20 protein-coding genes and 1 pseudogene are annotated in these 22827 nt (G+C 54.0%); 3 read left to right on the top strand and 18 right to left on the bottom strand.

Annotated elements, in window-relative coordinates:
• The 4 genes from dprA to IAE55_RS16010 form a co-directional block, all read right to left on the bottom strand.
• The gene (gene dprA, locus IAE55_RS16025) at nt 1-1119 is read right to left on the bottom strand and encodes a DNA-processing protein DprA (protein ID WP_325168649.1); all 1119 of its coding nucleotides are present in this window, start codon (nt 1117-1119) and stop codon (nt 1-3) included.
• Nucleotides 1120-1247: 128 nt separating this feature from the next.
• Nucleotides 1248-2177, bottom strand: a complete 930-nt coding sequence (gene sucD / locus IAE55_RS16020) for a succinate--CoA ligase subunit alpha (RefSeq protein ID WP_076168177.1) — start codon at nt 2175-2177, stop codon at nt 1248-1250.
• A gap of 34 nt (nt 2178-2211) precedes the next feature.
• Nucleotides 2212-3372 carry an ADP-forming succinate--CoA ligase subunit beta gene (gene sucC, locus IAE55_RS16015; protein ID WP_076168179.1) on the bottom strand — a complete coding sequence of 387 codons (1161 nt, stop codon included), beginning with the start codon at nt 3370-3372 and terminating at the stop codon, nt 2212-2214.
• Nucleotides 3373-3692: 320 nt separating this feature from the next.
• Complete coding sequence (locus tag IAE55_RS16010; protein ID WP_089546539.1) at nt 3693-4163, bottom strand: MarR family winged helix-turn-helix transcriptional regulator; 471 nt, start codon at nt 4161-4163, stop codon at nt 3693-3695.
• Nucleotides 4164-4499: 336 nt separating this feature from the next.
• On the opposite strand from IAE55_RS16010, the gene IAE55_RS16005 reads away from it, so the two are divergent.
• Nucleotides 4500-6092 carry a YifB family Mg chelatase-like AAA ATPase gene (locus IAE55_RS16005; protein WP_200633254.1) on the top strand — a complete coding sequence of 531 codons (1593 nt, stop codon included), beginning with the start codon at nt 4500-4502 and terminating at the stop codon, nt 6090-6092.
• A gap of 1199 nt (nt 6093-7291) precedes the next feature.
• Here the strand turns inward: IAE55_RS16005 and IAE55_RS15995 are convergent.
• From IAE55_RS15995 to rplS, 11 genes and pseudogenes are all read right to left on the bottom strand, one after another.
• A complete protein-coding gene (locus IAE55_RS15995; RefSeq protein WP_234489608.1) occupies nt 7292-7657 on the bottom strand; it encodes a YraN family protein in 366 nt (121 codons plus the stop codon).
• 17 nt (nt 7658-7674) lie between these two features.
• A complete protein-coding gene (locus tag IAE55_RS15990) occupies nt 7675-7977 on the bottom strand; it encodes an EscU/YscU/HrcU family type III secretion system export apparatus switch protein (protein ID WP_105443636.1) in 303 nt (100 codons plus the stop codon).
• Complete coding sequence (locus tag IAE55_RS15985) at nt 7974-10031, bottom strand: hypothetical protein (RefSeq protein ID WP_200633251.1); 2058 nt, start codon at nt 10029-10031, stop codon at nt 7974-7976. Before IAE55_RS15985 ends, IAE55_RS15990 begins: the two co-directional genes overlap by 4 nt.
• A gap of 439 nt (nt 10032-10470) precedes the next feature.
• A pseudogene (locus tag IAE55_RS15980) lies at nt 10471-11154 on the bottom strand (ribonuclease HII); the annotation flags it as partial.
• Between the two features lie 624 nt (nt 11155-11778).
• Nucleotides 11779-12528, bottom strand: coding sequence for an amino acid ABC transporter ATP-binding protein (locus tag IAE55_RS15975; RefSeq protein WP_145156737.1), 750 nt, complete (start codon nt 12526-12528; stop codon nt 11779-11781).
• A gap of 18 nt (nt 12529-12546) precedes the next feature.
• The gene (locus IAE55_RS15970) at nt 12547-13224 is read right to left on the bottom strand and encodes an amino acid ABC transporter permease (protein ID WP_105443638.1); all 678 of its coding nucleotides are present in this window, start codon (nt 13222-13224) and stop codon (nt 12547-12549) included.
• A gap of 21 nt (nt 13225-13245) precedes the next feature.
• Nucleotides 13246-14040 carry an amino acid ABC transporter substrate-binding protein gene (locus tag IAE55_RS15965; RefSeq protein ID WP_145157516.1) on the bottom strand — a complete coding sequence of 265 codons (795 nt, stop codon included), beginning with the start codon at nt 14038-14040 and terminating at the stop codon, nt 13246-13248.
• A 191-nt stretch (nt 14041-14231) separates the two neighbouring features.
• Nucleotides 14232-15068 (bottom strand): YitT family protein, encoded by an 837-nt coding sequence (locus IAE55_RS15960; protein ID WP_076168205.1) that lies wholly within the window; start codon nt 15066-15068, stop codon nt 14232-14234.
• A gap of 145 nt (nt 15069-15213) precedes the next feature.
• Nucleotides 15214-16080, bottom strand: a complete 867-nt coding sequence (gene ylqF, locus IAE55_RS15955; protein ID WP_145157514.1) for a ribosome biogenesis GTPase YlqF — start codon at nt 16078-16080, stop codon at nt 15214-15216.
• A gap of 48 nt (nt 16081-16128) precedes the next feature.
• A complete protein-coding gene (gene lepB / locus IAE55_RS15950; RefSeq protein WP_105443639.1) occupies nt 16129-16749 on the bottom strand; it encodes a signal peptidase I in 621 nt (206 codons plus the stop codon).
• A 216-nt stretch (nt 16750-16965) separates the two neighbouring features.
• Nucleotides 16966-17310: a 50S ribosomal protein L19 gene (rplS, locus tag IAE55_RS15945; protein ID WP_076168209.1), complete on the bottom strand. Its 345-nt coding sequence runs from the start codon at nt 17308-17310 to the stop codon at nt 16966-16968.
• A gap of 448 nt (nt 17311-17758) precedes the next feature.
• On the opposite strand from rplS, the gene IAE55_RS15940 reads away from it, so the two are divergent.
• Nucleotides 17759-19036 carry an MFS transporter gene (locus tag IAE55_RS15940; RefSeq protein WP_200633250.1) on the top strand — a complete coding sequence of 426 codons (1278 nt, stop codon included), beginning with the start codon at nt 17759-17761 and terminating at the stop codon, nt 19034-19036.
• Between the two features lie 97 nt (nt 19037-19133).
• Nucleotides 19134-19682: a helix-turn-helix domain-containing protein gene (locus IAE55_RS15935; RefSeq protein WP_145021968.1), complete on the top strand. Its 549-nt coding sequence runs from the start codon at nt 19134-19136 to the stop codon at nt 19680-19682.
• A gap of 116 nt (nt 19683-19798) precedes the next feature.
• Here IAE55_RS15935 and IAE55_RS15930 read toward each other — a convergent pair whose 3' ends face one another.
• The 3 genes from IAE55_RS15930 to IAE55_RS15920 form a co-directional block, all read right to left on the bottom strand.
• On the bottom strand, nt 19799-20041 hold the full coding sequence (locus tag IAE55_RS15930) for a hypothetical protein (protein WP_076168215.1): 243 nt from the start codon (nt 20039-20041) through the stop codon (nt 19799-19801).
• Nucleotides 20042-20062: 21 nt separating this feature from the next.
• Nucleotides 20063-21040 (bottom strand): GNAT family N-acetyltransferase, encoded by a 978-nt coding sequence (locus IAE55_RS15925; protein WP_200633249.1) that lies wholly within the window; start codon nt 21038-21040, stop codon nt 20063-20065.
• A gap of 389 nt (nt 21041-21429) precedes the next feature.
• Nucleotides 21430-22785, bottom strand: a complete 1356-nt coding sequence (locus tag IAE55_RS15920; protein ID WP_200633248.1) for a dipeptidase — start codon at nt 22783-22785, stop codon at nt 21430-21432.
• Between the last annotated feature and the right edge of the window lie 42 nt (nt 22786-22827).

The following is a 22827-nucleotide window of genomic DNA, read 5'->3' as shown; positions in this document are numbered from 1 at the left end:
TTATATAAGCTTGTATATAGCACCAGATAATTGGGTAATCTGCTTTTTTATGATTAAAGATAACAGAACTGAATGCAAATGTCCAAAATCCCATCCGGTCTGCTGCAGCAGCTCATCCAATGTAGACGGCCCTTGTTCCAATATATGGTATATCCCAAGCTCATCCATTGTCAAATGATCTGCAGGCAGCCGCGTGTCCTCCAACATCTGACGCTCCCTATTGTATGTATCTTCAAACCCTTTTGGCAACCATGAATCATATTCTTCGATGACGTCTTCGGCATTCAGCACCATTTTAGCGCCTTGTTTAATCAAGTTCAGCGCCCCGCGGCTCTTGGGCGAGGTGACCGGCCCAGGCACGGCGAACACATCCCTGCCGGCTTCGAGCGCCAGATCCGCCGTAATCAAAGAACCGCTGCGTGAGTCCGCTTCGACGACCAGCGTCCCAAGCGTCAAGCCGGCGATGATGCGGTTGCGCTGCGGAAACAAACCGGGATGCGATTTGGTCCCGGAAGGATACTCCGTCAGAATGAGTCCATCCACGGCGATCCGTTCATACAATCCTCTGTTCTCCGGCGGATAGATCACGCCATGACCGGTCCCCATCACTGCAATCGTATTTCCTCCGCAGGCAAGAGCGGCTTCATGGCACACGCTGTCGATGCCTCTGGCCATGCCGCTGACAATCGTGAATCCAGCCGCACTGATGCCCTCCGCCAGCTCCTGGCCGACCTTACGGCCATAGGCCGTCGGTACCCTTGTCCCGACCATGGCGACGCCGGGCGTTTGCAGCAATCCCCGTTTTCCAGTGCAGTATAATACCCATGGAGGCTCCGCAATCTCCTTTAAATACGCAGGGTAATCCTCATCCAAGAAAGTCAGGATGCCGGCACCTCCCTCAAGCTTACGGGATTTCAGCTCTTCGATCAAATCGTGTGTGATCCGTTCAGATAAAAGCTTCGCCTTTTCCTCAGGAAAACCTGCTTCCTCCCAATCTCTACTATTATAATGGAGCATGTCCCCGGAGAACATACGCTGTCCGCGCAGCCTGGCAATACTCTTCCTCCCGATCCCCTCGGTCTCGTGCAGTGCGATCAACAGCCACCGTTCGTCATTCACGCCAATCCCGCCCTTCCTTATATTTTCCAGTTTTTTGGTGTTGAAAACACAAAAAAGCAACCCTTTATCCCCCGGATGGAGAAATAAAAGGTTGCTTACCTTTGAACCGTAAATAACGCCGGTTTATATTAGTGAGTCGTGCATTTTTCCAGCAGGCCGCGCTCTTCCAGAACGCTTACCAGCGTGGAGCCCATTTCCGAAGGCGTCGGAGCGACTTTGATGCCGCATTCCTCGAGCTTGGCGATCTTTTCTTTCGCCGTGCCTTTACCGCCGGAAATAATAGCGCCCGCATGTCCCATACGTTTGCCTGGAGGCGCAGTAACCCCGCCGATGAAGCCGACGACCGGCTTGGTCATGTTGGCGCGGATCCATTCCGCTGCCTCTTCTTCCGCCGTTCCGCCGATTTCGCCGATCATGATCACAGCATAGGTGTTCGGATCATCGTTAAAGCGGCTCAAAATATCGATGAATTCCGAGCCTTTTACCGGGTCGCCGCCAATGCCTACCGCAGAGGACTGGCCGATGCCGCGGGTCGTCAATTGATGAACCGCTTCGTAGGTCAGCGTTCCGCTGCGGGATACGACGCCCACATGGCCCGGTGTATGGATGTACCCAGGCATGATGCCGATTTTACATTCTCCAGGTGTAATGACCCCTGGGCAGTTTGGTCCGATCAGGACGGTTTTCTTGCCTTCCATGTAACGGGACACTTTGACCATGTCCAGCACCGGAATGCCTTCCGTAATACAGATGACCAGTTCCATTTCCGCATCGACGGCTTCCATGATGGAGTCGGCCGCAAATGCCGGCGGTACGTAGATAACGCTTGCAGTCGCGCCAGTCGCTTCCTTGGCTTCTACAACCGTGTTATATACGGGCAGGCTGACCGTTTGGCCGTTCTCCAGCGTAATGTCAACCTTGGTGCCGCCTTTACCCGGTGAAGTTCCTCCGACCATTTGCGTGCCGTAGTCGAGGGCGCCTTTCGCATGGAAAAGGGCGGTTTTGCCGGTGATGCCCTGTGTGATGACTTTTGTATTTTTATCGACCAAAATACTCACGTTTGTTCACATCCCCTATCGTATTTTAAAGATTCTATTTTACGAGTGAGACAATTTTTTGGGCGCCGTCAGCCATGGAGTCGGCAGGCACGATGTTCAGGCCGGATTCGGCCAAAATTTTCTTACCCAGATCCACGTTGGTTCCTTCAAGACGCACAACCAGCGGACGGGTCAAACCGAGCTGCTTGGCAGCCTCAACCACGCCTTCGGCGATGACGTCGCAGCGCATAATTCCGCCAAAGATGTTGACGAAAATGCCTTTGACCTGCTCATCCGACAGGATGATCTTGAACGCCTCGGTAACCTTCTCTTTCGTGGCACCGCCCCCTACGTCGAGGAAGTTGGCCGGATCTCCGCCGTAGTACTTGATAATGTCCATCGTGGCCATGGCAAGGCCTGCGCCGTTGACCATACAGCCGATGTTGCCGTCGAGAGCTATGTAGCTCAGGTCGTATTTGGAAGCTTCGATTTCTTTTTCATTCTCTTCGTCCAGGTCGCGAAGCTCTTGAATGTCTTTGTGCCGGAACAGTGCGTTGGAGTCAAAGTTCAGCTTGGCATCGAGTGCCATGACATTGCCGTCACCCGTTACAACCAGAGGGTTGATTTCTGCAATGGAGCAGTCCTTGTCAACAAAAGCGGTGTACAGCGCGATCATAAACTGAACCGCCTTGTTGACCAGTTCGTTAGGGATGTTGATCGCATAAGCCAGTCTGCGTGCTTGGAAAACCTGCAGGCCTACGGCCGGATCCACCACTTCTTTGAAAATTTTCTCAGGCGTTGCAGCGGCAACCTCTTCGATTTCCGTTCCGCCTTCTTCCGATGCCATCATCACGACACGTCCGGTAGCGCGGTCAACAACGACGCCGACGTAATATTCCTTGCGGATATCGCAGCCCTCTTCGATCAGAAGTCGCTTGACTTCTTTACCTTCCGGGCCTGTCTGATGCGTAACGAGAACTTTGCCGAGGATTTCCTCCGCGTAAGCACGAACCTCGTCGAGGTTCTTGGCCACTTTGACGCCGCCGGCTTTACCGCGGCCGCCTGCATGGATTTGCGCTTTGACAACCGTGACTTGGCTGCCCAGGGATTTAGCGGCTTCAACCGCCTCTTCCACGGTGTAGGCCACCTTTCCGTTCGGAACGGTAACGCCGTACTGCTTTAACACTTGTTTTCCTTGATATTCATGGATATTCATTTACGGTATCCTCCTATCAACATGACTGCTACAAGGCGGGTTCTGATATCTCTTGGAAAATAATATAAACCCAAGCTATTGTAACATGTTTTTAAAACGCTTACCTTAAGAAACTGCGTTTCCATCGACAGCTTTTTGATATCGGTTTAATCCGTTTGAGAGAATATTTGGGATTTGATGGTAAAATCCACCCTCGAAGTAACGTCTTAGGTCCGATATAATTCCATTGGAGCCTTGCATCGTTCCAACATGGTTTCATGGATAACAGGGAAAAAGAGCGACAGATTTGCAGATGTTGTCTGCAAAAATCGCTCTTCACTTCACATCTTGCCTTCTTGCTGTTCGTTGTTGTGATGGACGCGGTTCAGCAGACTCTTGAACTGGCCCAGCAAATGCCCGAATTCGCTCTCGTTCAGGCACAGCTCCTGCTGCATGGCAGCCGGAACATTCAGTGCCTTCTCCTTCAGCTTGTTTCCTTCGTCCGTCAACGTGATGATGACCTTCCGTTCGTCCTGGGCAGAGCGCTCACGGTGAATCAGACCAGCGGCCTGAAGTCTCTTCAGCAGGGGCGTCAAGGTGCCGGAGTCCAGGAAAAGAGCCTCCCCAAGCTCCTTCACGGTACACTGCCCCCGCTCCCAGAGCACAAGCAGGACCAAATACTGGGAATATGTCACACCGAGCTTCTCCAGATGGGGCTGATACAGCTTGGTGATTTCTCGCGAACAGGCATAGATGGTAAAGCACAGCTGATTTTCTAGCTGCAGCTGCGGATTCATTTCACTTGGTTTCATCACTTTCGTCTTCACCTGCCTTCTTGTCATAATATTATCATAATTTTGTCACATTATCATAGTAATTGCGCGATATCTTCTGCAGGGGCAACTGATGCTGTCCAATTTTATTGTATACTTTTAAATTTTAAACAACAAATCGGTCTTGAATCACACCCTTACAAGCATACCTCTATTTCCCATCCCCGATGCCTTCCATCTTGACTTTTGCCAGCTGCGGTCCTACAATTTTTGTAAACTTAAGCGAAAATAAGGAAGCACCTTTTTTCCGTAACTACGGCGATCCCGTTCTCGTTTGTCCAGGGAAACCGCCGGGGAATAGGGGTGCTTTATTGTATGTATGGAAAAATGCACAGTACATGTTTATACGGAATTGACGGGGTGATCATCCAGGTGGAGGTCGACATTTCCAACGGACTGCCGCAGACGAGCATTATCGGACTTCCGGACTCCGCCATCCGGGAAGCGGTGGAACGTGTTCGGGCGGGCATCAAAAATTGCGGCTTCACCTTCCCCCTTCAGCGCATCACGATCAATCTCGCACCGGCCGATCTGAAAAAGGAAGGCTCCGCGTTTGATCTCGCCATTGCCCTTGGCATTCTCGTAACGAGCGGACAGCTTCTGCTGCCGCAGGATGAGAAGCTGCTTCTCATCGGAGAAATGGCGCTCGACGGCAGCCTGAGGCCCGTTAACGGCGTCCTGTCCATGGTGGACAGGGCGAAGCGAGAGGGATTCACCGCCGTTCTGCTGCCGGAAGAAAATGCCGGTGAGGCCGCCTTAATCGATCATATGAATATTTATGCCATCCGGCATTTGAACGAGCTGCGTCAGTTAGCCGCAGAACTCTCGGCTGCTGACGTGCCCGGCAAAGACCAGCCCCTCCGGATTCAAACCTTGTCCCCGCTGCTGAAAGCACCGGCTGTTGCCGCAGCTTCCGTACCCGAACACCTTCCTGCGGAAGATTATGCCGACGTGCTCGGCCAGCTCCATGTCAAAAGGGCGCTCACGATTGCTGCCGCAGGCATGCACAACATTATGCTGATCGGACCGCCCGGAACCGGCAAAACGATGCTCATCAAACGCCTGCCGACCATCCTGCCCTTCATGACCGAGCAGGAAGCGCTCGAAACGACCAAAATCTTCAGCGCGGCCGGGAAATTGAAGGAACCCGGCTCCGGCCTCATCCGCAAACGTCCTTTTCGTTCCCCGCACCACACCATCTCTTCCGGAGGACTGATCGGTGGAGGAACGATACCCAAGCCCGGCGAAGTCAGCCTTGCCCACCGGGGCATCCTGTTTCTGGACGAGCTGCCGGAATTCAATCGCCAGGTGCTCGAAGTGCTGAGGCAGCCGCTGGAGGACAAAACGGTGACGATCAGCAGGGCGCGTGCCGTGCACACCTTCCCGGCGCACTTCATGTTGGCGGCTTCGATGAATCCGTGTCCGTGCGGATACCTCGGAAGCGATCACCCGGAACATCAATGCACATGCAGCTTCAGCCGGATCGCCCAATACCGCGCCAAAATCTCCGGCCCGCTGCTCGACCGGATCGATCTTCAAGTCGAGGTCCCCCGCCCTAAGGAATGGTCCACGGATGCACCGAGCCTGTCTTCGGCTGAAATGCGCAGTCAGGTGCTCGAAGCCCATGCCCGTCAGCAACAACGATACGGCAGCGGTTACGGCGGCTGGAACAGCGAGCTGACCGGCAGTGCGCTCCGGCGCTTCGCCAGGCTCGACTCCGCTTCAGCCGATATGCTCCATCAGACGATCGAAACGCTGGGCCTCAGCATGCGGGCATATGACCGCATCCTGAAATTGGCCCGGACGATCGCCGACCTGGACGGCCAGGAGAATATCGCCTTCAACCATGTGGCGGAAGCGATCCAATACCGGAATTTGGACCGGCCGCAGATTACGGGGGTGGGGTAATAGGAAGCAAATTTGCGTTATAAGCCCTAATAATCTGATCCACGGTTTAAGTCAATATTTTGTGTACTATTTCGAAAATAAAGTGTGGCAGATTGCCCTTCGACCCCTTCGACAATCCTGCTTCATGATCTATGCTCTTAGCCGAAGAGATAAAGGCAACGATATCTAAACTCCAGAAAACAAACGTTGAGCTCTATCAGCAGATAGATGCGCGGCGTCAGACGTTACAGGGATATAAGGCGCCTTATTGTAAATCATCAGAAGAAACTGGACACTGGGGTTCAAAAACAAAGAATAACCTGCCAATTGAGGCAGGTTATTTCCGTCAATCCATTTTCTTTTCAAAACCCAGACATCTCTTCTGGATCTAATTTAAAACTTGGCAGGTAAATCATCGGGCAGCCAAACGCCAACACAGGTTCCTCCTCAATTCGTAAATGGTCTCCCAGGCTTTTTGCCATATCATTAATCACGTCTCTCTTTTACTTTCACAGTGAATAGGCTAAGAACTAAAGTAAGAATGACATATGTCCACAATCCATGTATTTCAAATCCATACAGGTATTTATCCAGAAGCCAAAGTTTAATGGGTGTCAGCACGATGGAAGCCAACATTAAAGCCGGAGTGGTCAAACACCCAATCCCTACAGTGATCAGCATAACCGACATTACCATGGCTAAACTGAATAAAAGACTAATGATGAACATCATAAGGGATGCGATCAGCAAAGTTTTAGTATCTGTTATCGAAAGATATGGATTAAAGTACTCATTGCCTATCCAGAACACCAAAAAGGTAACAAGAAAATTCAGAATATTCCTCATGATACCTCCCACGAAGTCGTCGTTTCCCTTATCGATGAAGAACGGGTTGAGGTAAGCTCAAAAAAATGATACTGTTATCCTCTGATGTTGATACTTAGGAAAAATTCTATTTTAGGCAAGTTCACACATCACTTCTACTTAGATTATTCTATGATGAGTTCAAATTACCTTCACCATAAGGTAAATAATTACAAATAATACATCCACTTTTCCACAGATAAGCCGTGCTGCTGTTAGTTGTCTATCGAGAGGATCGAGCTAGCTCAGTGAAAATGGAGTAATAAAAAAAACTTCCAATCGCATGGTATTGGAAGTTTTTGATGAGGGGCTCGTCCAATCGCATGGTATTGGAAGTTTTTGATGAGGGGCTCGTCCTAGAACGCCCCCTGTATATGATGAATCGCGGCAATGCTTAGATCGCGCCCCAGCTCCACCGCGACGACGTCAAAGCGTACCTCGCGGCCCTCCAGCCGCTGTGCGTGAAGATACATTTCGGCCGTGCTGCGGACCTTGCGGATTTTGCGGAAATTAACAGATTCTGCGGCTGTGCCGAAGGAGGTGCCGGCGGTCCGGCTGCGCACCTCCACAAAAACAATGACGCCGCCGTCCTCGGCGACCACGTCCAGTTCGCCGCTGCGGCAGCGCCAGTTCCGGTCGCGGATGCGGTAACCGGTGGAGAGCAGCAGATCGGCGGCGGCCTGCTCCGCGGCGGCTCCTTTTTGGCGGCGGTTATCCTTCATTTTTCCTTGCCCTCCGCTCATTCGAACGGCCTTTCCTGAGCGAGCCGGTCCGCCCGGTAAATATAGCTGAGAACCTCCGCGACAAGGTGATACAGCTCCGGCGGAATCTGCTGATCCAGGTCCAGCTTGGAGAGGACCTCCACCAGCGCGGCGTCCTCCTGAACGGGAACCCCGTGTTCCTTCGCCGTCTCGAGAATCGTATCCGCCACTTTCCCCCGGCCCTTCGCCACGACGACCGGGGCATCGTTGTCACCGGGCGCGTATTTGAGGGCGACGGCCTTTTTCATACTTGGGGACGGCTCCTGCGGCTTGCTGCTCATACCCTCATATCCACCCCCTTGTAGCTCTGCGGTACGAAGTCCGCCACGCGGTGACCGCCCATGGCCGCACTCAAGCCAGCTGGCTGTTGTTCAGCGGCCGGAGACGGTAGGGGAGCGGCTTTAAGCGTCAGAAGCTGATAGCCGATGGAGGATAGAGCGTCAGCGATTTCAGGCCGTCTGTCTTCCACCAGGGACTGAGCCCATTCCTGATCATTGTGGACCTTCAGACTGACGATCCGGTCGACGATCTGGACGTCGATCAGCGTCTGCCCGAGATGCTTCATCTGAAGGTCGAACCACAGGCGGCAGTTGGATGCATCCAGTTCACCCTTGGGGCCACGCCTGGACTGGACATGCACCGACGCCGTCTCCTGGCCGTCCGGCCCGTTCAAGGGCAGGAACAACGTGACCTGGGCGAACGGCGCCGTCCGGTCCGTGTTCAGGAGCAGCTGCTGGCCGGTCAGCTGCGAGATGACCTGCTGCGCCGCTTCCTTCAAGGCCGGCGGCGCAGCGGCGTCCTGGACGAGCTGAAGGAGGAGCCCCTTCAGCGTGTCGCGCTGCCCGGTTTCCTGCAGCGCCTGGTCCATCCGCGCAGCGGGCTCAGCCAGCTGCTCCGGCCGGACGGCGTGATGCGCCGGGCCGGGAGGCTGCTGCTGAACCGCATGCGGCCGGACGGTCAGCTCCGGACCGTCCGCGGCTTGGGGAGCGGGCTGCGCGGCGGCGGCCCCTGCCGCGCTCGCCGCTCCCGGCGCAGGCCCCGGCTGTGCCGGGCCTGCCTCTGCCGCTGCACCCTGGCCTGCGGCCGGTGCAGCCAAGGGCTGCCGCGCGTTCCCCGCCGCGGCACCCGGCCCCTGCGGGGCCTCCTGCGCGGGCTGCAGCAGCGCCGCGCGCACGCCCTGCTGCTCGTGCTCCGCACCGAGCAGCTTCAAGAGACGCCCCACCCACGGCTCCGCGCCGTGGGACAGGGGCGTCTTGGGCGAAGGCCCCGTGCCTGCGGGGCCTTCGCCTCCCTGCGCCGCGTGCTGCGGCGCAGGTTCCGCGGCCGGCGCGGCGAAGCCGCCGGCCTCAGGCCCGCCCGCCGGCTCAGCCGGGGCGGGCGTCGGTGCGGCGGCACCCGTGAGCGGTGCCGCGCGCAGCTGCTGCAGCAGCGCCTGCAGCCTGGCGGCCAGCGGCTGAAGCGCCGCCGCCGGATGGGACGCCGCGGCAGCCGTGCCGGCCGCGGATGTGCCGTCAGCCGCGCGCCCCGCCGCCTTCCCGGCATCCCCCTCTGCCACGGTGCTCTTTAGGGTGCGGGCACCGGCCGTTGGCTCCGATTCGGGAGCCGTTATGCTGCCAGCCCCCGGCTGCGTAGCCGCTCCGGGTAACGAAGCCGACTGCTGCTGCCCCGGAGCCTGCGGCGTAATGACGCCCTGTCCGCTTTTGACTGCAGCCCCCGCTTCCTCCGAACCCGCTCCGGCCTGCGCTGTGAACGCATTCAGCTGTTCCTCCAGCACGTGAAGCAGCTGGTGCACCGGCGGGCCGAATACCGCCTGCTGCAGCCCGCGGACGCTTTCGGCCGTCAGCGGCAGTCCGCGCTGATTGGCAATCGATGCGGCGCCAAGCCACTGCTCTGTGCTGACCCCGGCAGGTTTTAACGCCAGCGCGTCTTTGAAGACGGCTGCATTTTCTTTTGTCACATATACGCCCGAAGACCGCAGCGCCTCCAGCATGACCCGATTCTCCGGCGTATCCGGCAGATCGAGCGATTGCAGCACATCCGCAAGCGACATCGGAGTCCCGGACCCATAGGGGGAACCCTCCATCGCTTTCAATACCGGAAGGCCGCCGCCATTGTCCGGCTGTACCTGCAGGACCGCTGCCTGGCCGGGCTGAAGCGGCGTTTCCAGCGCCGCCCGTACTTTGACGCCTTGGATCTGCAGGACGGCCTCCTGTCCGTCCTCAGAGACGCTCAGCACAACGCCGCGCACGACTTGCCCTTCCTTCAAATCCAGCTGTTTGGTCTCGCCCGCTTTGGTGTCTCCCATCATGCCGCGCAGCAGTGAACCGATATTCAATGTCCCTCTCCCCCTTCCGTATTCCTTCGTTTATTTATTTATCGGCCGAACCAGCCGCGGGCTGTAGTCCGTCTATCTACATTCACGATCCCCGTTGTTTCTTTTCATCCAAAGATCGTCCCTTATCTTCATAATTGCTGCAAATGCTCAGGCTCTTCAAACATGAACTTTAAAATACCGTCCAACAAATTACGAATCTGGCTGAAAAAGTTTTATCGGATGCTGGGGTCATCGTTACGTCCTGATTGGTCCGCGAGGAACAGAGACGACTCGACGGCGAGCCTGCACCTAAGGTTGGTCTGTTTTCTGAATCAAAGCTTAGAGATGCTTATCCAGGAAAACCCACCTTCCAAAAGTCTGATCAGCCAAACTTTTTCCTTATAAAAATTTACATCGCAACACCCGAATTTCCATTCCACCTGGCAAAAAAACAGCAGCCCTAGAACAGGGTCTGCTGCACAACTTCCATATTTTTCAAGAAACTGCGGCGATGCATCGGTGTCGGTCCCAGAGCTGCCAGCTGCTCACGGTGCAGTTTAGTTGCATAGCCCTTATGGATCGCGATGCCGTACTCGGGATACTTCGCCTCCCATTCTCCTTCACACAGCCGGTCCCGGCTAACCTTGGCTACGATCGAAGCCGCGGCGATCGATTGGCTGTTGGCGTCCCCCTTGATGATCGCCAGCTGTGGAACGGGCACGTCCACATGCTCCGCATCCACCAGCAAAAAATCCGCGGCGATCGTCAGGCCAAGCACCGCCTTTTTCATCGCCAGGCGGGCCGCCTGCTTAATATTGATTTCATCGATCGTTCGGGCATCCACGTACCCTACGCTGACGGCAAGCGCCTGCTCCATAATTACGTCGTACAGAAGGTCCCGTTTTTTGGCGCTCAATTTTTTCGAATCGTCGACACCCTCCAGAACGAGTCCTTCCGGCAGGATCACGGCCGCCGCCACCACGTCGCCAAATAAACAGCCTCTTCCAACCTCGTCAACGCCCGCTATGTACCGGTAATCTTTTTCTATGTATTCGCGCTCATATTTTAGCAGGTCCTTCGGGGACTGCTCGATCTCTTCCGTATCCATGCTGTCTTTCCTCCTCCGTGCTGCAAGAGCCAAGGGGTATTCCCGCTCATTCCCCTGGCAAGTCTATCAAACTCGCAATCTATCCTTTTTATTGTACTATGTTCGGGCGACGGATTCCAACGAAAAACGACATCTGGCAGGCTTCCAAAAATCGGGGTGCGGACTGCTGGAGTGCAGAAGATGCGCCGAGCCGATATGTCCGAAAGCATTCACCGGTGAAAAACCTGGCCTCACGAAGTTAGGAGGAGAATGTGCTGTAATGAGAAGAATGTAACTGCAAAAAGATGAATGTACTGAAAAAGAAGAGTGTTTGGTAAAGAGGTGAATGTGCTGTAATGAGATGGATGTACTTCGAGGAGTGATCATGGACGCAGCTATATCGAACGATTTGAATATGGGTCATCGTGGTTTTGGCAATCCCGGAGTCCGCCGTGAACTGGCCAAACTCTTTGAAGAATGTTACCCAACCAACTTCTACCTTACACAAGCTTTTTGACACCACCGCAATCAACCGCATTTCCTTAAATTTCCAAATACGGTTACTCAGCTGCTTGAGAAGGCACTACAACTTTAAACACCCGTGCACCACGATCCCCACACAAAAAAATAGCTGCATCAATGCAGCTATCGTCGCCGTGCCCGCAAGCACCTACAAGTATTTTACACCGGTTCGCTGAGCAGCGACAAAAATTGCCTTGTCCGCTCCTGCGCCGGATGGTTTAGCACCTCATTCGGGCTGCCCTGCTCCATGATGATTCCTTCGTCCATAAACACGATCCGGTCTGCCACCTGGCTCGCGAATTTCATCTCATGGGTCACGATGGCCATCGTCATGCCTTCTACAGCCAGCTCTTTGATGACCTTCAGCACTTCACCGACCAGCTCCGGGTCCAAAGCGGACGTCGGTTCATCAAATAAAAGCAGCTCCGGACCGATGCCCATTGCCCGGGCAATACCGACCCGCTGCTGCTGTCCGCCGGACAGCTGGTGCGGATAGGAGTCCGCTTTGCTGGCGAGTCCTACCTTGCCGAGAAGCTCCAGCGATCTGGCCTTGGCCTCCGCTCGGCTCTTTTTCTGCACGATGACCTGTGCCTCCATCACGTTCTGCAGAGCCGTCATATGGGGAAACAGATTATACGATTGAAAAACCATACCGGTTTTCCTCCGGAAAGCCAGGATGTCTCCCCTGCCCGGCTTGGCCCCTTCCCTGAACGACAAGGCGGAGTCTCCGATCCGCAGCGCTCCTTCCGTCGGGATTTCCAGCAGGTTGATGCACCGGAGCAGCGTTGTTTTTCCGGAACCGGAGGGCCCGATGATGACCGTCACTTGCCCTTTTTCGATCGACAGGTCGATTCCCTTGAGCACTTCATTACTGCCAAAGCTTAATCTCAGGTCGTTGATTTCAATCATGATGCATCCCTCGTTTCGCTATCTTGCGGCATAACGGTCAAACCGATGTTCGAGCTGATGCTGGAGCGCCGACAGGACGGTGCTGAAGATCAGGTAGATCAAGGCTACCTCGCAGTACAGCAGCAAAGGCTCATACACGACCGCCGTAATTTGCTGCCCCTTTTGGAACAGCTCTGTTAGTGTCACCGTCGCTGCCAGCGACGTATCCTTCAACAGGCTGATAAAAGAGTTGGCCAGCGGAGGCAGCGATACCCTTGCCGCCTGCGGCAGAACAATCCGGCGCAGCGCCTGGGAACGGGTCATCCCGACCGAGTACGCCGCCTCCCACTGCCCCTTGGCGATGGACTGGATCGCGGCGCGTATAATTTCGGATCCATAGGCTCCGACACTGATCGAGAACCCGATCACCGCGGCGGTGAATGCGTCGATGACAACGCCGATGCTCGGAAGCCCGTAGAAAATAATAAACAGCTGGACAAGCAGCGGAGTCCCCCGGATGATCCACACATAAAACCAGGCGACCCGCTGGAGAATGCTCCAGCGCGACAGGCGGGCCAACGCGGTAAGGAACGCCAGCACGAAACCGAGAATGAAGGAAATGATCGTCAGGGGAATCGTGAACTTGATCCCGGCCATAAGCAGCGGCACAAAGGAGTCGATAAAAATATCGGTGAGGTGGGCGGTTCTGTCATTCATCGGTTAACCCCCTTTTGCCGCTTATTTCGATACGTCCGTACCAAAGTATTTTTTGGAGATGGCAAGGTACGTTCCATCCTTCTTCATGTCGGCCAGCGCCTGGTTAATGGCGTCCCGCAGCTCGTTGTTGTTTTTGTTCATCAGTACGGCGCTGGTGCTGCCCGTATCGGTTTCGTCCACCACCTTGATCGGCGCGTCGGGACGTCTTGTTTTGAAGTCGAGATAGGACAGTTTGTCGTTCACCGTAGCATCGATGCGCCCGGACAGCAGCAAGTCGATCGCTTGGTTGAATCCGTCGACCTGCACGATCGTGGCACCGTTGTCTTTAGCAATTTGATTCAGATTGCTCGTCAGCGACTGACCTGCTTTTTTGCCTTTGAGGTCGGCCAGCTTTTTAATGTCCTGATTATTATCCTTCACAATCAATACCGCCTTGGAGGCGATGTAGGGGTCCGAAAAGTCGTATTTAGCCTTCCGCTCCGCATTAATGGATACTTCGTTCATCACCACGTCGAAACGCTTGGCGTCCAAGCCGGCGATCATGCCGTCCCATTTCGTTTCGATAAACTCCGGCTTCACGCCGAGCCTTTTGGCAATCTCCCTGCCCAGGTCAACGTCAAAACCGGTCAGCGTTCCTTTATCATCATGATAGGTAAAAGGTGCATACGTTCCTTCCGTGCCGATGCGCAGCTTGCCGCTTTGCTTGATCGTCTCAAGCAGGTTTTTACCTGTCTGGGCGCCCCCGGGTTGCCCTTCCTGCGGCTTCGTTCCTGTATTTCCGCCGCACGCCGTCGTCACGGCCAGCATCAACGTCATCACGATTGCCCAATAAATCCGCCAGCTTCTCACATTTTTCCTCCTCTAACCGTTTTCACCTATTTTGCCACGATGCTGTATTTTCATGCGCGGCCGCCCGTACTTACGCTTGATCCCGACAAAAAAAAGCCCATGACCCCAGGTCATGAGCTTTCCTATTCTCTATTCTAAGTCTATCTTCTGCTGCAACCCTATTTCGATATGTCGATAAATCCTTCCCCAAACACGTCCCGAACGTCATGGATCGTAATAAACGCCTGCTTGTCCGCTACCTTGACGATCTTTTTCAGGACAGGCACCTCCTGCTTGCTGATGACGATGTACAGCACTTCCTTGGCAGACTTGCTGTAATAGCCGTACCCTTTAAACACGGTGACTCCCCGGTCCATAACCCGGTTAACCTTCTCGGCGATCTCCGCATGCTGCTCCGATACGATCATCACCGCCTTTTTCGGGTTCAGGCCCTCGATGATGAATTCCATCACCTTCGTGCCGACGAACAGCATAATGATCGTCAGCATCAGGCTTTCCGCGCCAATGATAAAGTAGGAGGAGAACGCGACGATCAGATCAAAGAACAGCAGGGCGTAACTAATGTTCCAGTCCCAGTATTTATGGGCAATCCGCGCCAAAATGACCGTACCGGCGGTGGTGCCTCCGGCCCTCACGATCAGCCCGATGCCTACACCGGCCAATACACCGCCAAAAATCGCATTGACGATCGGTTCGTTCGATGTAAGTGTCCAATTTTCGGTCAAATGGAGGAACAAAGAGTTAAACACGACAGCAACGATGGTGTACACCGTCGTCATTTTGTCCAAAAACTTATAACCAACGATCAGCAGAATGGCGTTCAAAATCAGGTTGACCAATCCCGGCGACCATGCAAACAGGTAGTACAGGATGATCGTAATCCCGGTCACACCGCCTTCGCCAAGGTCGTGGGGAATGACAAACAGATTGATATCGAGCGCAAAAATAAACGCCCCCGCGATGATCGTCATGATTTCCATCATTCTTTTTTTCATATGACGGCCTTCCTCTCCCATAAATCAACACGCAAAAAAAACCCAGTACCTATAACGGAACTGGGCTTGTTCGTTCACTATGATACTGTACATCTCGCTTTGATACACGCTGGACACTTGGATCGTATCCGGCGTTCTTTTCCGATTAGTAAGGGGCTTCCATCGAGAACCGGCCCATTTTGCCGGCGCGCAGCTCCCGCAGCAGCGTCTTCGACGCTTTCTCCAGATCCACCCGTCCGCCGCTCATCAAGCAGCCGCGCTTACGCCCCACCGCTTCCATGATGGAGACGATTTCGTCGCTCTCGTCCGGGTTGTGCGGCATGTCCGCATCGATCTCAAAGCGCTCCCGGAAGGCATCCCAGTAATATTGGACCAGGTATTTGACCGCAAAAAAGGCGACATCCTCTGCGTTCAGGATCTCTTCCTTGATCGCGCCGGTTACCGCGAGGCGGTAGCCAACGTTCTCGTCCTCAAATTTGGGCCACAAAATCCCCGGAGTATCCAGAAGCTCGATTTCTCCGCCTACCTTAATCCACTGCTGGCCTTTCGTCACGCCCGGCCGGTCCCCCGTTGCAGCAATGCTGCGCCCGGCGAGCCGGTTGATCAGCGTCGACTTGCCTACGTTCGGGATGCCGACGATCAGCGCACGGATCGCCCGCGGGTTCATCCCCTTGGCGATTTGGCGATCGATCTTCTCCTTCAGGAGCAGCTTCAGCTGTCCAGGAATCTCTTTCACGCCCGTGCCTGTAGCCGCATCGACCGGAAATGCCGTATGGCCTTCCTCTTTAAAATAATCCTGCCACTGCTTCGTTACCGAAGGGTCTGCCAAATCCGCCTTGTTCATAATGATCAGCCGGGGCTTCCCCTGCAAAATCTCGTCAATCATCGGATTGCGGCTGGACAGCGGAAGACGCGAATCGATCAGCTCGATCACGACGTCAATCAGCTTTAACTTATCCTGTATTTGGCGGCGCGCTTTGGTCATATGACCAGGAAACCATTGAATCGTCACCGTCATCACCTCATTCTCTTGTCCGCAAACAGCCTCATTCCGCGTTCATTAATGGTTGATCAAATGGATGTCCTTCACCGGCCAGAAGATGAGGTCAGCCCGTCCGACGATATCCCCGAGCGGCACATAACCGATCATCCGGCTGTCCGTACTGTCGGACCGATTATCCCCCATCACGAACACATGACCTTCGGGAACCTTGCCATCCGGAAACGCGCTGTTTGGAAAATCTTTGTCATTATACATCTGGCCTGCTTTATGGCTTGCATCGATGGCACCCTGTATGTAGGCTTCATTGACTTTTTTGCCGTTCACGGTTACCGTGTCGCCTTCCACCTTGACGGTATCGCCTGCGACGGCAATCACGCGTTTGATAAAATCCTTGCCTTCGGACGGAACATGGAACACGATAACTTCTCCACGATGCGGAGCCCGGATATCGTACAATATTTCATTGACGATCAACCGCTCGCCTGTATGAAAGTTTGGCTGCATGGAGGGTCCGTCCACAATAAACGGTTTGAAGAGAAGCCAGCGGATCAGTGCCACCAAAATCAGGGCAATGATGATCGCTTTCAGCCATTCTACGACTTCATTTTTCCCTTTTTTAGGTGGTTTATGATCTTCTTCCTTCAGTTCCACCGCATCGCTCTGAATGTCCTGCTGCATATATCCACCGCCCTCTCCTAGTTTTGCCGAAAAGAAAAGCTCCCATTACGGAGCCGTGTATGCTTTCTTTGGACCAGCGAAGCGAAAAGGCATTCGTGATCACCAGAAAAAACTCCGCTTCTCGCGGTCTGTCACTTGGTTCGTTCATCTATTTACGCCTTTTTTATCCTAAAACGAAAAGGGCTTGAAATCAAGCCCTTTAGCGTTGTTCGCTGATTAACGGCGAATCTCTTTAATTCTTGCTGCTTTACCGCGCAGTTCACGAAGATAGTACAGTTTGGCGCGACGTACTTTACCGTAACGAGCCACTTCGATCTTCTCGATTTTTGGCGAGTTGATTGGGAAAGTTCTTTCTACCCCAACACCGTAAGAGATTTTACGCACAGTAAAAGTCTCAGCGATGCCGCCTCCGCGACGCTTAATCACAACACCTTCGAACAACTGGATACGCTCGCGGGATCCCTCGATAACCTTAACGTGCACTTTCAAAGTGTCGCCAGGACGAAAGCTAGGGATGTCGGTGCGAAGCTGTTCTTTGGTAATCTCTTGTAGGATGTTCATTTAGGACTCCTCCTTCCGTACAGGTGTTCTTGCCTCTTCCGGAAAACCCTCTGTTTTCCTTCATCATCCGCAGCGGACCACCGTATTCCACACAACAGCATTTATTGTAGCATATTTGTTTCATCCTTTGCAACTATAAATCTTTCAGTTGTTGCGCTGCCCCTCGGTTGAAAAAATAGCAAAGTCTCTCTCTCCCAAAAACAGATACTTCACACCGAAAAATAGGCTGACCCAATTGTAAGAAAAACGTCTATCGACGTACCTTCAAAGAAGACAGACCGCGTTTAAAGGAAGTTTTTCTTGCGATTATAGAATGGTTCAGCTTCGCTGAAATTTATTAATTCAATAATCTTAAAAAACTTCTTGCCAAAATCGGAGTTGACGTTAAAATAAATTTATCATTAAAATAATTTTAACGTTAATAAAAATTGAATGGAGATGTCCTTTCATGAGCGAAACCGTATTGCTTCAGCAGAATCAAGGTGTGCGCAGGCTAGTGAAACACAAGTTGTATCTAATGATGATCACCGCCAAAATCATTTCACGATTCGGGGATTCCGTGGATTCCATCGCCTACAGCTGGATGGTCTACCTGCTTACCGGCTCCGAGCTGCTAATGGGAACACTGTACGCCATCAACTTCGTTCCATGCATTGCTTTCAGTATGTTTACCGGCGTCCTGGTCGACCGCTGGTCCAAGAAAAAGGTCGTGATCGTGACGAATGCCGGCCGGGGCATCACCGTAACCGTGACGGCGCTGCTCTATTTCATAGGAGACTTGCAGCCGTGGCATCTGTTTATTTTTACGTTCATCAACTCTACGCTCGAATGCTTCTCCACGCCGGCGGAGATGTCCCTCGTTCCCCGCATTTTGCCCAAGGAGCTGCTGCTCAGCGGCAACTCACTGACGTCGTCTGCCTCCCGCACCGCAGAGCTTGCCGGTCTGGCCGCAGCCGGCGGCTTGATCGCCATGTTCGGCATTTCCGGAGCGATGCTGATCGACGCCTTGTCTTTTCTGCTGGCCGCCCTGTTGTACGTCTGGATCCGCATCGACCGGGATCACGGGCAGGAAGACGATAACGACGCAGGTCTTATGCAGACAGAGGAAAGCCCGTCCTACTGGAGCCAGTTTAAAACCGGCCTGAAGTTCGTTAAAGGCCACAAGCTGATGATGATGACCATGCTTTCGGCCGCATTCGTGAATCTGTGCCTCACGCCTAAAAACGTGCTTGAGCCCGTTTATGTCAAACAAATACTCCACTCGGGCCCATACGGACTCAGTTTGATCGGCATCGCCCTGATTACCGGCATGATTATCAGCGGCCTGTGGATCAGCCAGAAGGGCTCCGCTTACCGCAAAAGCAGTCTGATCGTGTTCGGATTTTTGCTGCTCGGGGTTGCGTACAGCCTTCTCTACGTCCCCGCCCTTATAAGGGAATATCCTCTCTATGCCGCGGCCGCCTTTTGCTTTGGCATGGGATTCGCCATTTCGTTTGTAAACACGCCGGTATCCACCTATATGATGGAAGTCACCCCCAAAGCGATGCTTGGCCGGGTCGGGGCGCTGTCGAGCACGATCTGCACCTGCGCCATTCCCGTCGGAAGCCTGCTGGCCGGTTGGGCCGGAGCATTCGTCGGGGTCCACGTGCTGTACCTCGTTTTTGGGCTGCTGATGCTGATACCGGGGGTCTATCTGTGGAGCCAGAAAGGGTTTATGAAAATCTAGAGCGTTGGAAACATTTTGTGCTCGGAAGCCATCTCGGCTTATAATGGGGATAAACGATCCGGAAAACAAGATACGGGAAATGTAGAGGTGCACAACATTGGAGACCAAAGAACTAAGCACGATCGAGGAGATCCGGATTTATTCCGATCCATACCGTTTGAAAATATTAAGCTGCTTTCAGAAGGCCGACCAGCCAATGACGATCAAAGATATCGCTGACAAACTCGGCGAGGTTCCGGCCAAAGTCTACTATCACGCCAAAAAGCTGGAGAGCATCGGGTTAATTGTCCTTGTGCACACCAAGCAAATCAACGGAATCACGGCCAAATATTATCAAGCCTTCAAAGGATCCGTACGGATTAAGCGCAGCAAGGACATTGATGAGGCGGCCCAGAAAATTTTCCGTTCCGAAACGCAAAAGCTGCTGGAGGATTTGTATGAGGAGAGCAAGCGTAAGTTTCTGAAGGCCCAGAACCAGGAGGAGCCTGCCGGTAACCTGTCCCACTCCGAGGTCTATTTGACGGAAGAGGAAGCCAAAGCATTTTTTGAGCAATTGACGGAGTTTGTGGAAAAGCACACCGAGCGCCAGCACCCGGATCAGAAGCTGTACGACGTATTTACCACGATTGCCAAGCTGGACGAATAGCCGCCCATACACCACAGCCACAACCAGCCCCCGGCCATTTGCCGGGGGCTGGTTGTCTCCGAGCTGCGAAAATGGCAGTTACCGCTTCTTCGCAGCTCTGACCATCCGCTTTGTGACTACAGGAGCTGCCTTGCGGCATGCTCATCCTCCTGGGCCACGTACAAGTCGTACTGCGTCATTCCCCGGCCGGTAAAGGTGTCCCGGCCGGTCGGCTGGCTCACGATGCGCGAGCGGTGGCGGATCCCTCCGCTCAGCAGTCTGGACTTGGCCCTCGCATAGCTGTCTGCGTCGAAAGATGTGAAGATCAGGATCCGCTCCTTGGGAAAAAAGAACCTCCAAATTGCTTTTGCCGGATTCATGCATCATCCTCCTTCTGGGAGCTACATCAGTGCTTTTTTGCCGATATTATATCCTTTCCACGTCCGAAAACCAAGTTTGGCATAAAAATCCACATATTCCGTCCAATCGATCACCAGGTGCTTCACGCCTCTGGCCGTCAGCTCCGCGACTCCGTCCTGAACGATCGCCAGCCCGTAGCCTTTCCCGCGGAACCGGTCGTCCACGCCGAGCGGCCCGATGCCGCCAAGCGGCCCGATGCCGCCAAGCGGTTCACTGAACAGCGGCGCCCAATAAGTATTCTGGGCAATCAGCGGGGACTCGCCGTCGTTCACGCGGCAAAAGCCGATCATTTCGTCCCCAAGGAACAGGCCGACGAATTCCCGTCCCTGCCCTCCCCGTTCCCAATAGCACTGCGCCTCGTAATACCAGCGTCCCGGAAAGCACCGCTTGAAGAATCGGAGCATCTCTTCACGGTCTCCCGCGACAAGCAGGCGGGCGAAGGCTCCATCCCGATACTCGGGCCGCTCTAGGCCATCGTCCGAGGTTTCGTTCACCAGGTCGAACACCTCGTACAGGTATTCGTACCCGCGGCGCGCAAACCATGACTTAACCTCCGGCAGTGCGAGCGGCACCCCGGGAAAATAGTGCCACGGGTCCCGCCCGATGCTGGCCGATACCGCTCCGGCTTCGCGCAAGGCGTTCTCGGCATGACTGAGCAGCCCTGACCCTATGCCCTGACCCTGAGCATCGCGGCGGACGACGATGGCTTGTATCCATCCGCCGCCGTCACCCAGCTGCATTTCGCGCGCCGGCTCCTGCCACTTCTTGGCGATCACGAACCCAAGCAGACGGCCCTCCCCGTCAACGGCCAGCCCGGAAGCGGAGCCATACACGTTCACATCTTCAAAAGTATTTTGCTTCATCAGTTCCCTGCGCATCGGAAAATGGCCGCCCAGTTCCCCGTTCCAAAGGTCACACATCGCATCAAGCCATTCGGCATCCATCGGAATGATCTTCAATATAACTCCTCCTTCTACTGTGGATCGTACGTGCAAACGAGTTCTGCAAAACATCTTGTCCATGGGGATATTTCATGTCATTCGACCCGTCTTTAGCTGCTGCTCTTCAACCGGGATAAGGATTGTAGCAAAAAGACTCATACGTCTCGTTATAAAATATTATTACATAACAATTATATTGATTGTGTTATAAAATTTCAATGCGGAATATTTAGGTTCCACTGTCCGTAGTGATGTGGGATTACCATGGAAGTCATCAGCATACGGTTCGATCCAGACTATTTCTTCTTGAAGGCTAATATAAAAATCGCCGGATCCGAGCTGACAGCTCTCGATCCGGCGATTTCATTCATTATAATCCTTTTCAGGACTCCTTATTCAGGAAGTCGTTACACTCTTTTCAGAAAATCGACGATGGTCAGCAGGCCAAGATCGAAGTTTTCCAGGTTAAAGTGCTCGTTAGGCGCATGCAGGTTTTCGTCGGGAAGGCCAAAGCCCATGCATACGACCGGAGCGGCCAGTACACGAGAGAACGTCTCCACGATCGGGATGGAGCCCCCGTCTCTCGTAAATACGGGACGCGTGCCGTATACTTCCTCGTAGGCTTCCGCAGCCTTTTGCAGAATCGGTGTGGACGGATCGATCGTAAATGCATTGCCCTTCTCGAATTGGATGACGGTTGCTTTGGCGCCCGTCGGTACGTGGCTGTAGATATGCTTTTCGATTTTGTTCAAGATGTCCTGTGGATCCTGATGTCCCACCAGACGGCATGTAATCTTCGCATGGGCTTCCTTCGGGATGACCGTTTTGCTGCCTTCGCCCTGGAATCCGCCATAGACGCCGTTCAACTCAAGGGTCGGGCGGGCGCCCGTTCTTTCGGCGAACGTGTATCCCTCTTCCCCGTACAGCTCGTCAAGCCCAAGGTCGCGCTTCAGCTTGTTCTCGTCTCCGGACTGCTTCGCAAACTCGGCATGATCCGCCTCCGTAAGCTCCGGAACGCCTTCATAGAAGCCTTCCACCGTCACGCGGCCCTCGGCATCATGCAGGGAATCGAGCAGGCTGACCATCGCATGCAGCGCATTCGGGACGCCCCCGCCGTAGCTGCCGGAGTGAAGATCTGTATTGGCCGTATGGACATGAACTTCCAGTGAGCACAGACCGCGAAGCCCGGTGCAGATCGCCGGTTTTCCTTTTTCCAGCAGGGACGTATCTGAGATCAGAACCGCATCGGCCTTCAGCAGCTCCTGCTGAGCCTCCAGGAACTTCGGAAGGTTCGGGCTTCCGACTTCCTCCTCCCCCTCTACGCAAAACTTGATGTTGACCGGAAGCTGCTTCTCCTGCTGAAGAATCGCTTCCACCGCCTTAATATGTAAAAAGATCTGCCCCTTATCGTCCGTTGCCCCTCTGGCGTACAGCTTGCCGTCGCGTTCGGCCGGCTCGAATGGTGGGGTATCCCACAAGTTCAGCGGGTCTACCGGCTGCACGTCATAGTGCCCATAGACGAGAACCGTCGGCTGTCCCGGTGCATGCAGATGGTCCGCGTAGACGATCGGGTGGCCGTTTGTTTCGTGGATTTTCACGTTTTCAAGGCCGGCCTTTTTGAGTGTCTCCGCCAACCATTCTGCCGCCCGCTTAACGTCCGGCTTATGCTCGGACAATGCGGAAATGCTCGGAATGGACAACCATTCCTTCAGTTCGTTCAGATGCTGATCGCGATGGGTTTGAAAATATGCTTTATAATCCATAATATCCTCCTGTCATGTTCATATTTACTGAAATGCTCACGT

The organism is Paenibacillus sp. S28, from assembly GCF_016624415.1.
Taxonomy (GTDB): Bacteria; Bacillota; Bacilli; order Paenibacillales; family Paenibacillaceae; genus Paenibacillus_AQ; species Paenibacillus_AQ favisporus.
The sequence above is the reverse complement of the archived record's forward strand: the minus strand, read 5'-3'. Positions and strand labels throughout refer to the sequence as shown.

What these genes read in the sequence shown, in the direction of transcription:
- IAE55_RS15975 (WP_145156737.1), bottom strand. Translation starts at nt 12,528, where the DNA reads ATGATTGAAATCAACGACCTGAGATTAAGCTTTGGCAGTAATGAAGTG.
- lepB (WP_105443639.1), bottom strand. Translation starts at nt 16,749, where the DNA reads ATGCAGCAGGACATTCAGAGCGATGCGGTGGAACTGAAGGAAGAAGAT.
- IAE55_RS15960 (WP_076168205.1), bottom strand. Translation starts at nt 15,068, where the DNA reads ATGAAAAAAAGAATGATGGAAATCATGACGATCATCGCGGGGGCGTTT.
- IAE55_RS15940 (WP_200633250.1), top strand. Translation starts at nt 17,759, where the DNA reads ATGAGCGAAACCGTATTGCTTCAGCAGAATCAAGGTGTGCGCAGGCTA.
- IAE55_RS16005 (WP_200633254.1), top strand. Translation starts at nt 4,500, where the DNA reads ATGTATGGAAAAATGCACAGTACATGTTTATACGGAATTGACGGGGTG.
- rplS (WP_076168209.1), bottom strand. Translation starts at nt 17,310, where the DNA reads ATGAACATCCTACAAGAGATTACCAAAGAACAGCTTCGCACCGACATC.
- IAE55_RS15970 (WP_105443638.1), bottom strand. Translation starts at nt 13,224, where the DNA reads ATGAATGACAGAACCGCCCACCTCACCGATATTTTTATCGACTCCTTT.
- sucC (WP_076168179.1), bottom strand. Translation starts at nt 3,372, where the DNA reads ATGAATATCCATGAATATCAAGGAAAACAAGTGTTAAAGCAGTACGGC.
- IAE55_RS16010 (WP_089546539.1), bottom strand. Translation starts at nt 4,163, where the DNA reads ATGAAACCAAGTGAAATGAATCCGCAGCTGCAGCTAGAAAATCAGCTG.
- IAE55_RS15965 (WP_145157516.1), bottom strand. Translation starts at nt 14,040, where the DNA reads ATGACGTTGATGCTGGCCGTGACGACGGCGTGCGGCGGAAATACAGGA.
- IAE55_RS15930 (WP_076168215.1), bottom strand. Translation starts at nt 20,041, where the DNA reads ATGAATCCGGCAAAAGCAATTTGGAGGTTCTTTTTTCCCAAGGAGCGG.
- IAE55_RS15995 (WP_234489608.1), bottom strand. Translation starts at nt 7,657, where the DNA reads ATGAAGGATAACCGCCGCCAAAAAGGAGCCGCCGCGGAGCAGGCCGCC.
- IAE55_RS15920 (WP_200633248.1), bottom strand. Translation starts at nt 22,785, where the DNA reads ATGGATTATAAAGCATATTTTCAAACCCATCGCGATCAGCATCTGAAC.
- IAE55_RS15990 (WP_105443636.1), bottom strand. Translation starts at nt 7,977, where the DNA reads ATGAGCAGCAAGCCGCAGGAGCCGTCCCCAAGTATGAAAAAGGCCGTC.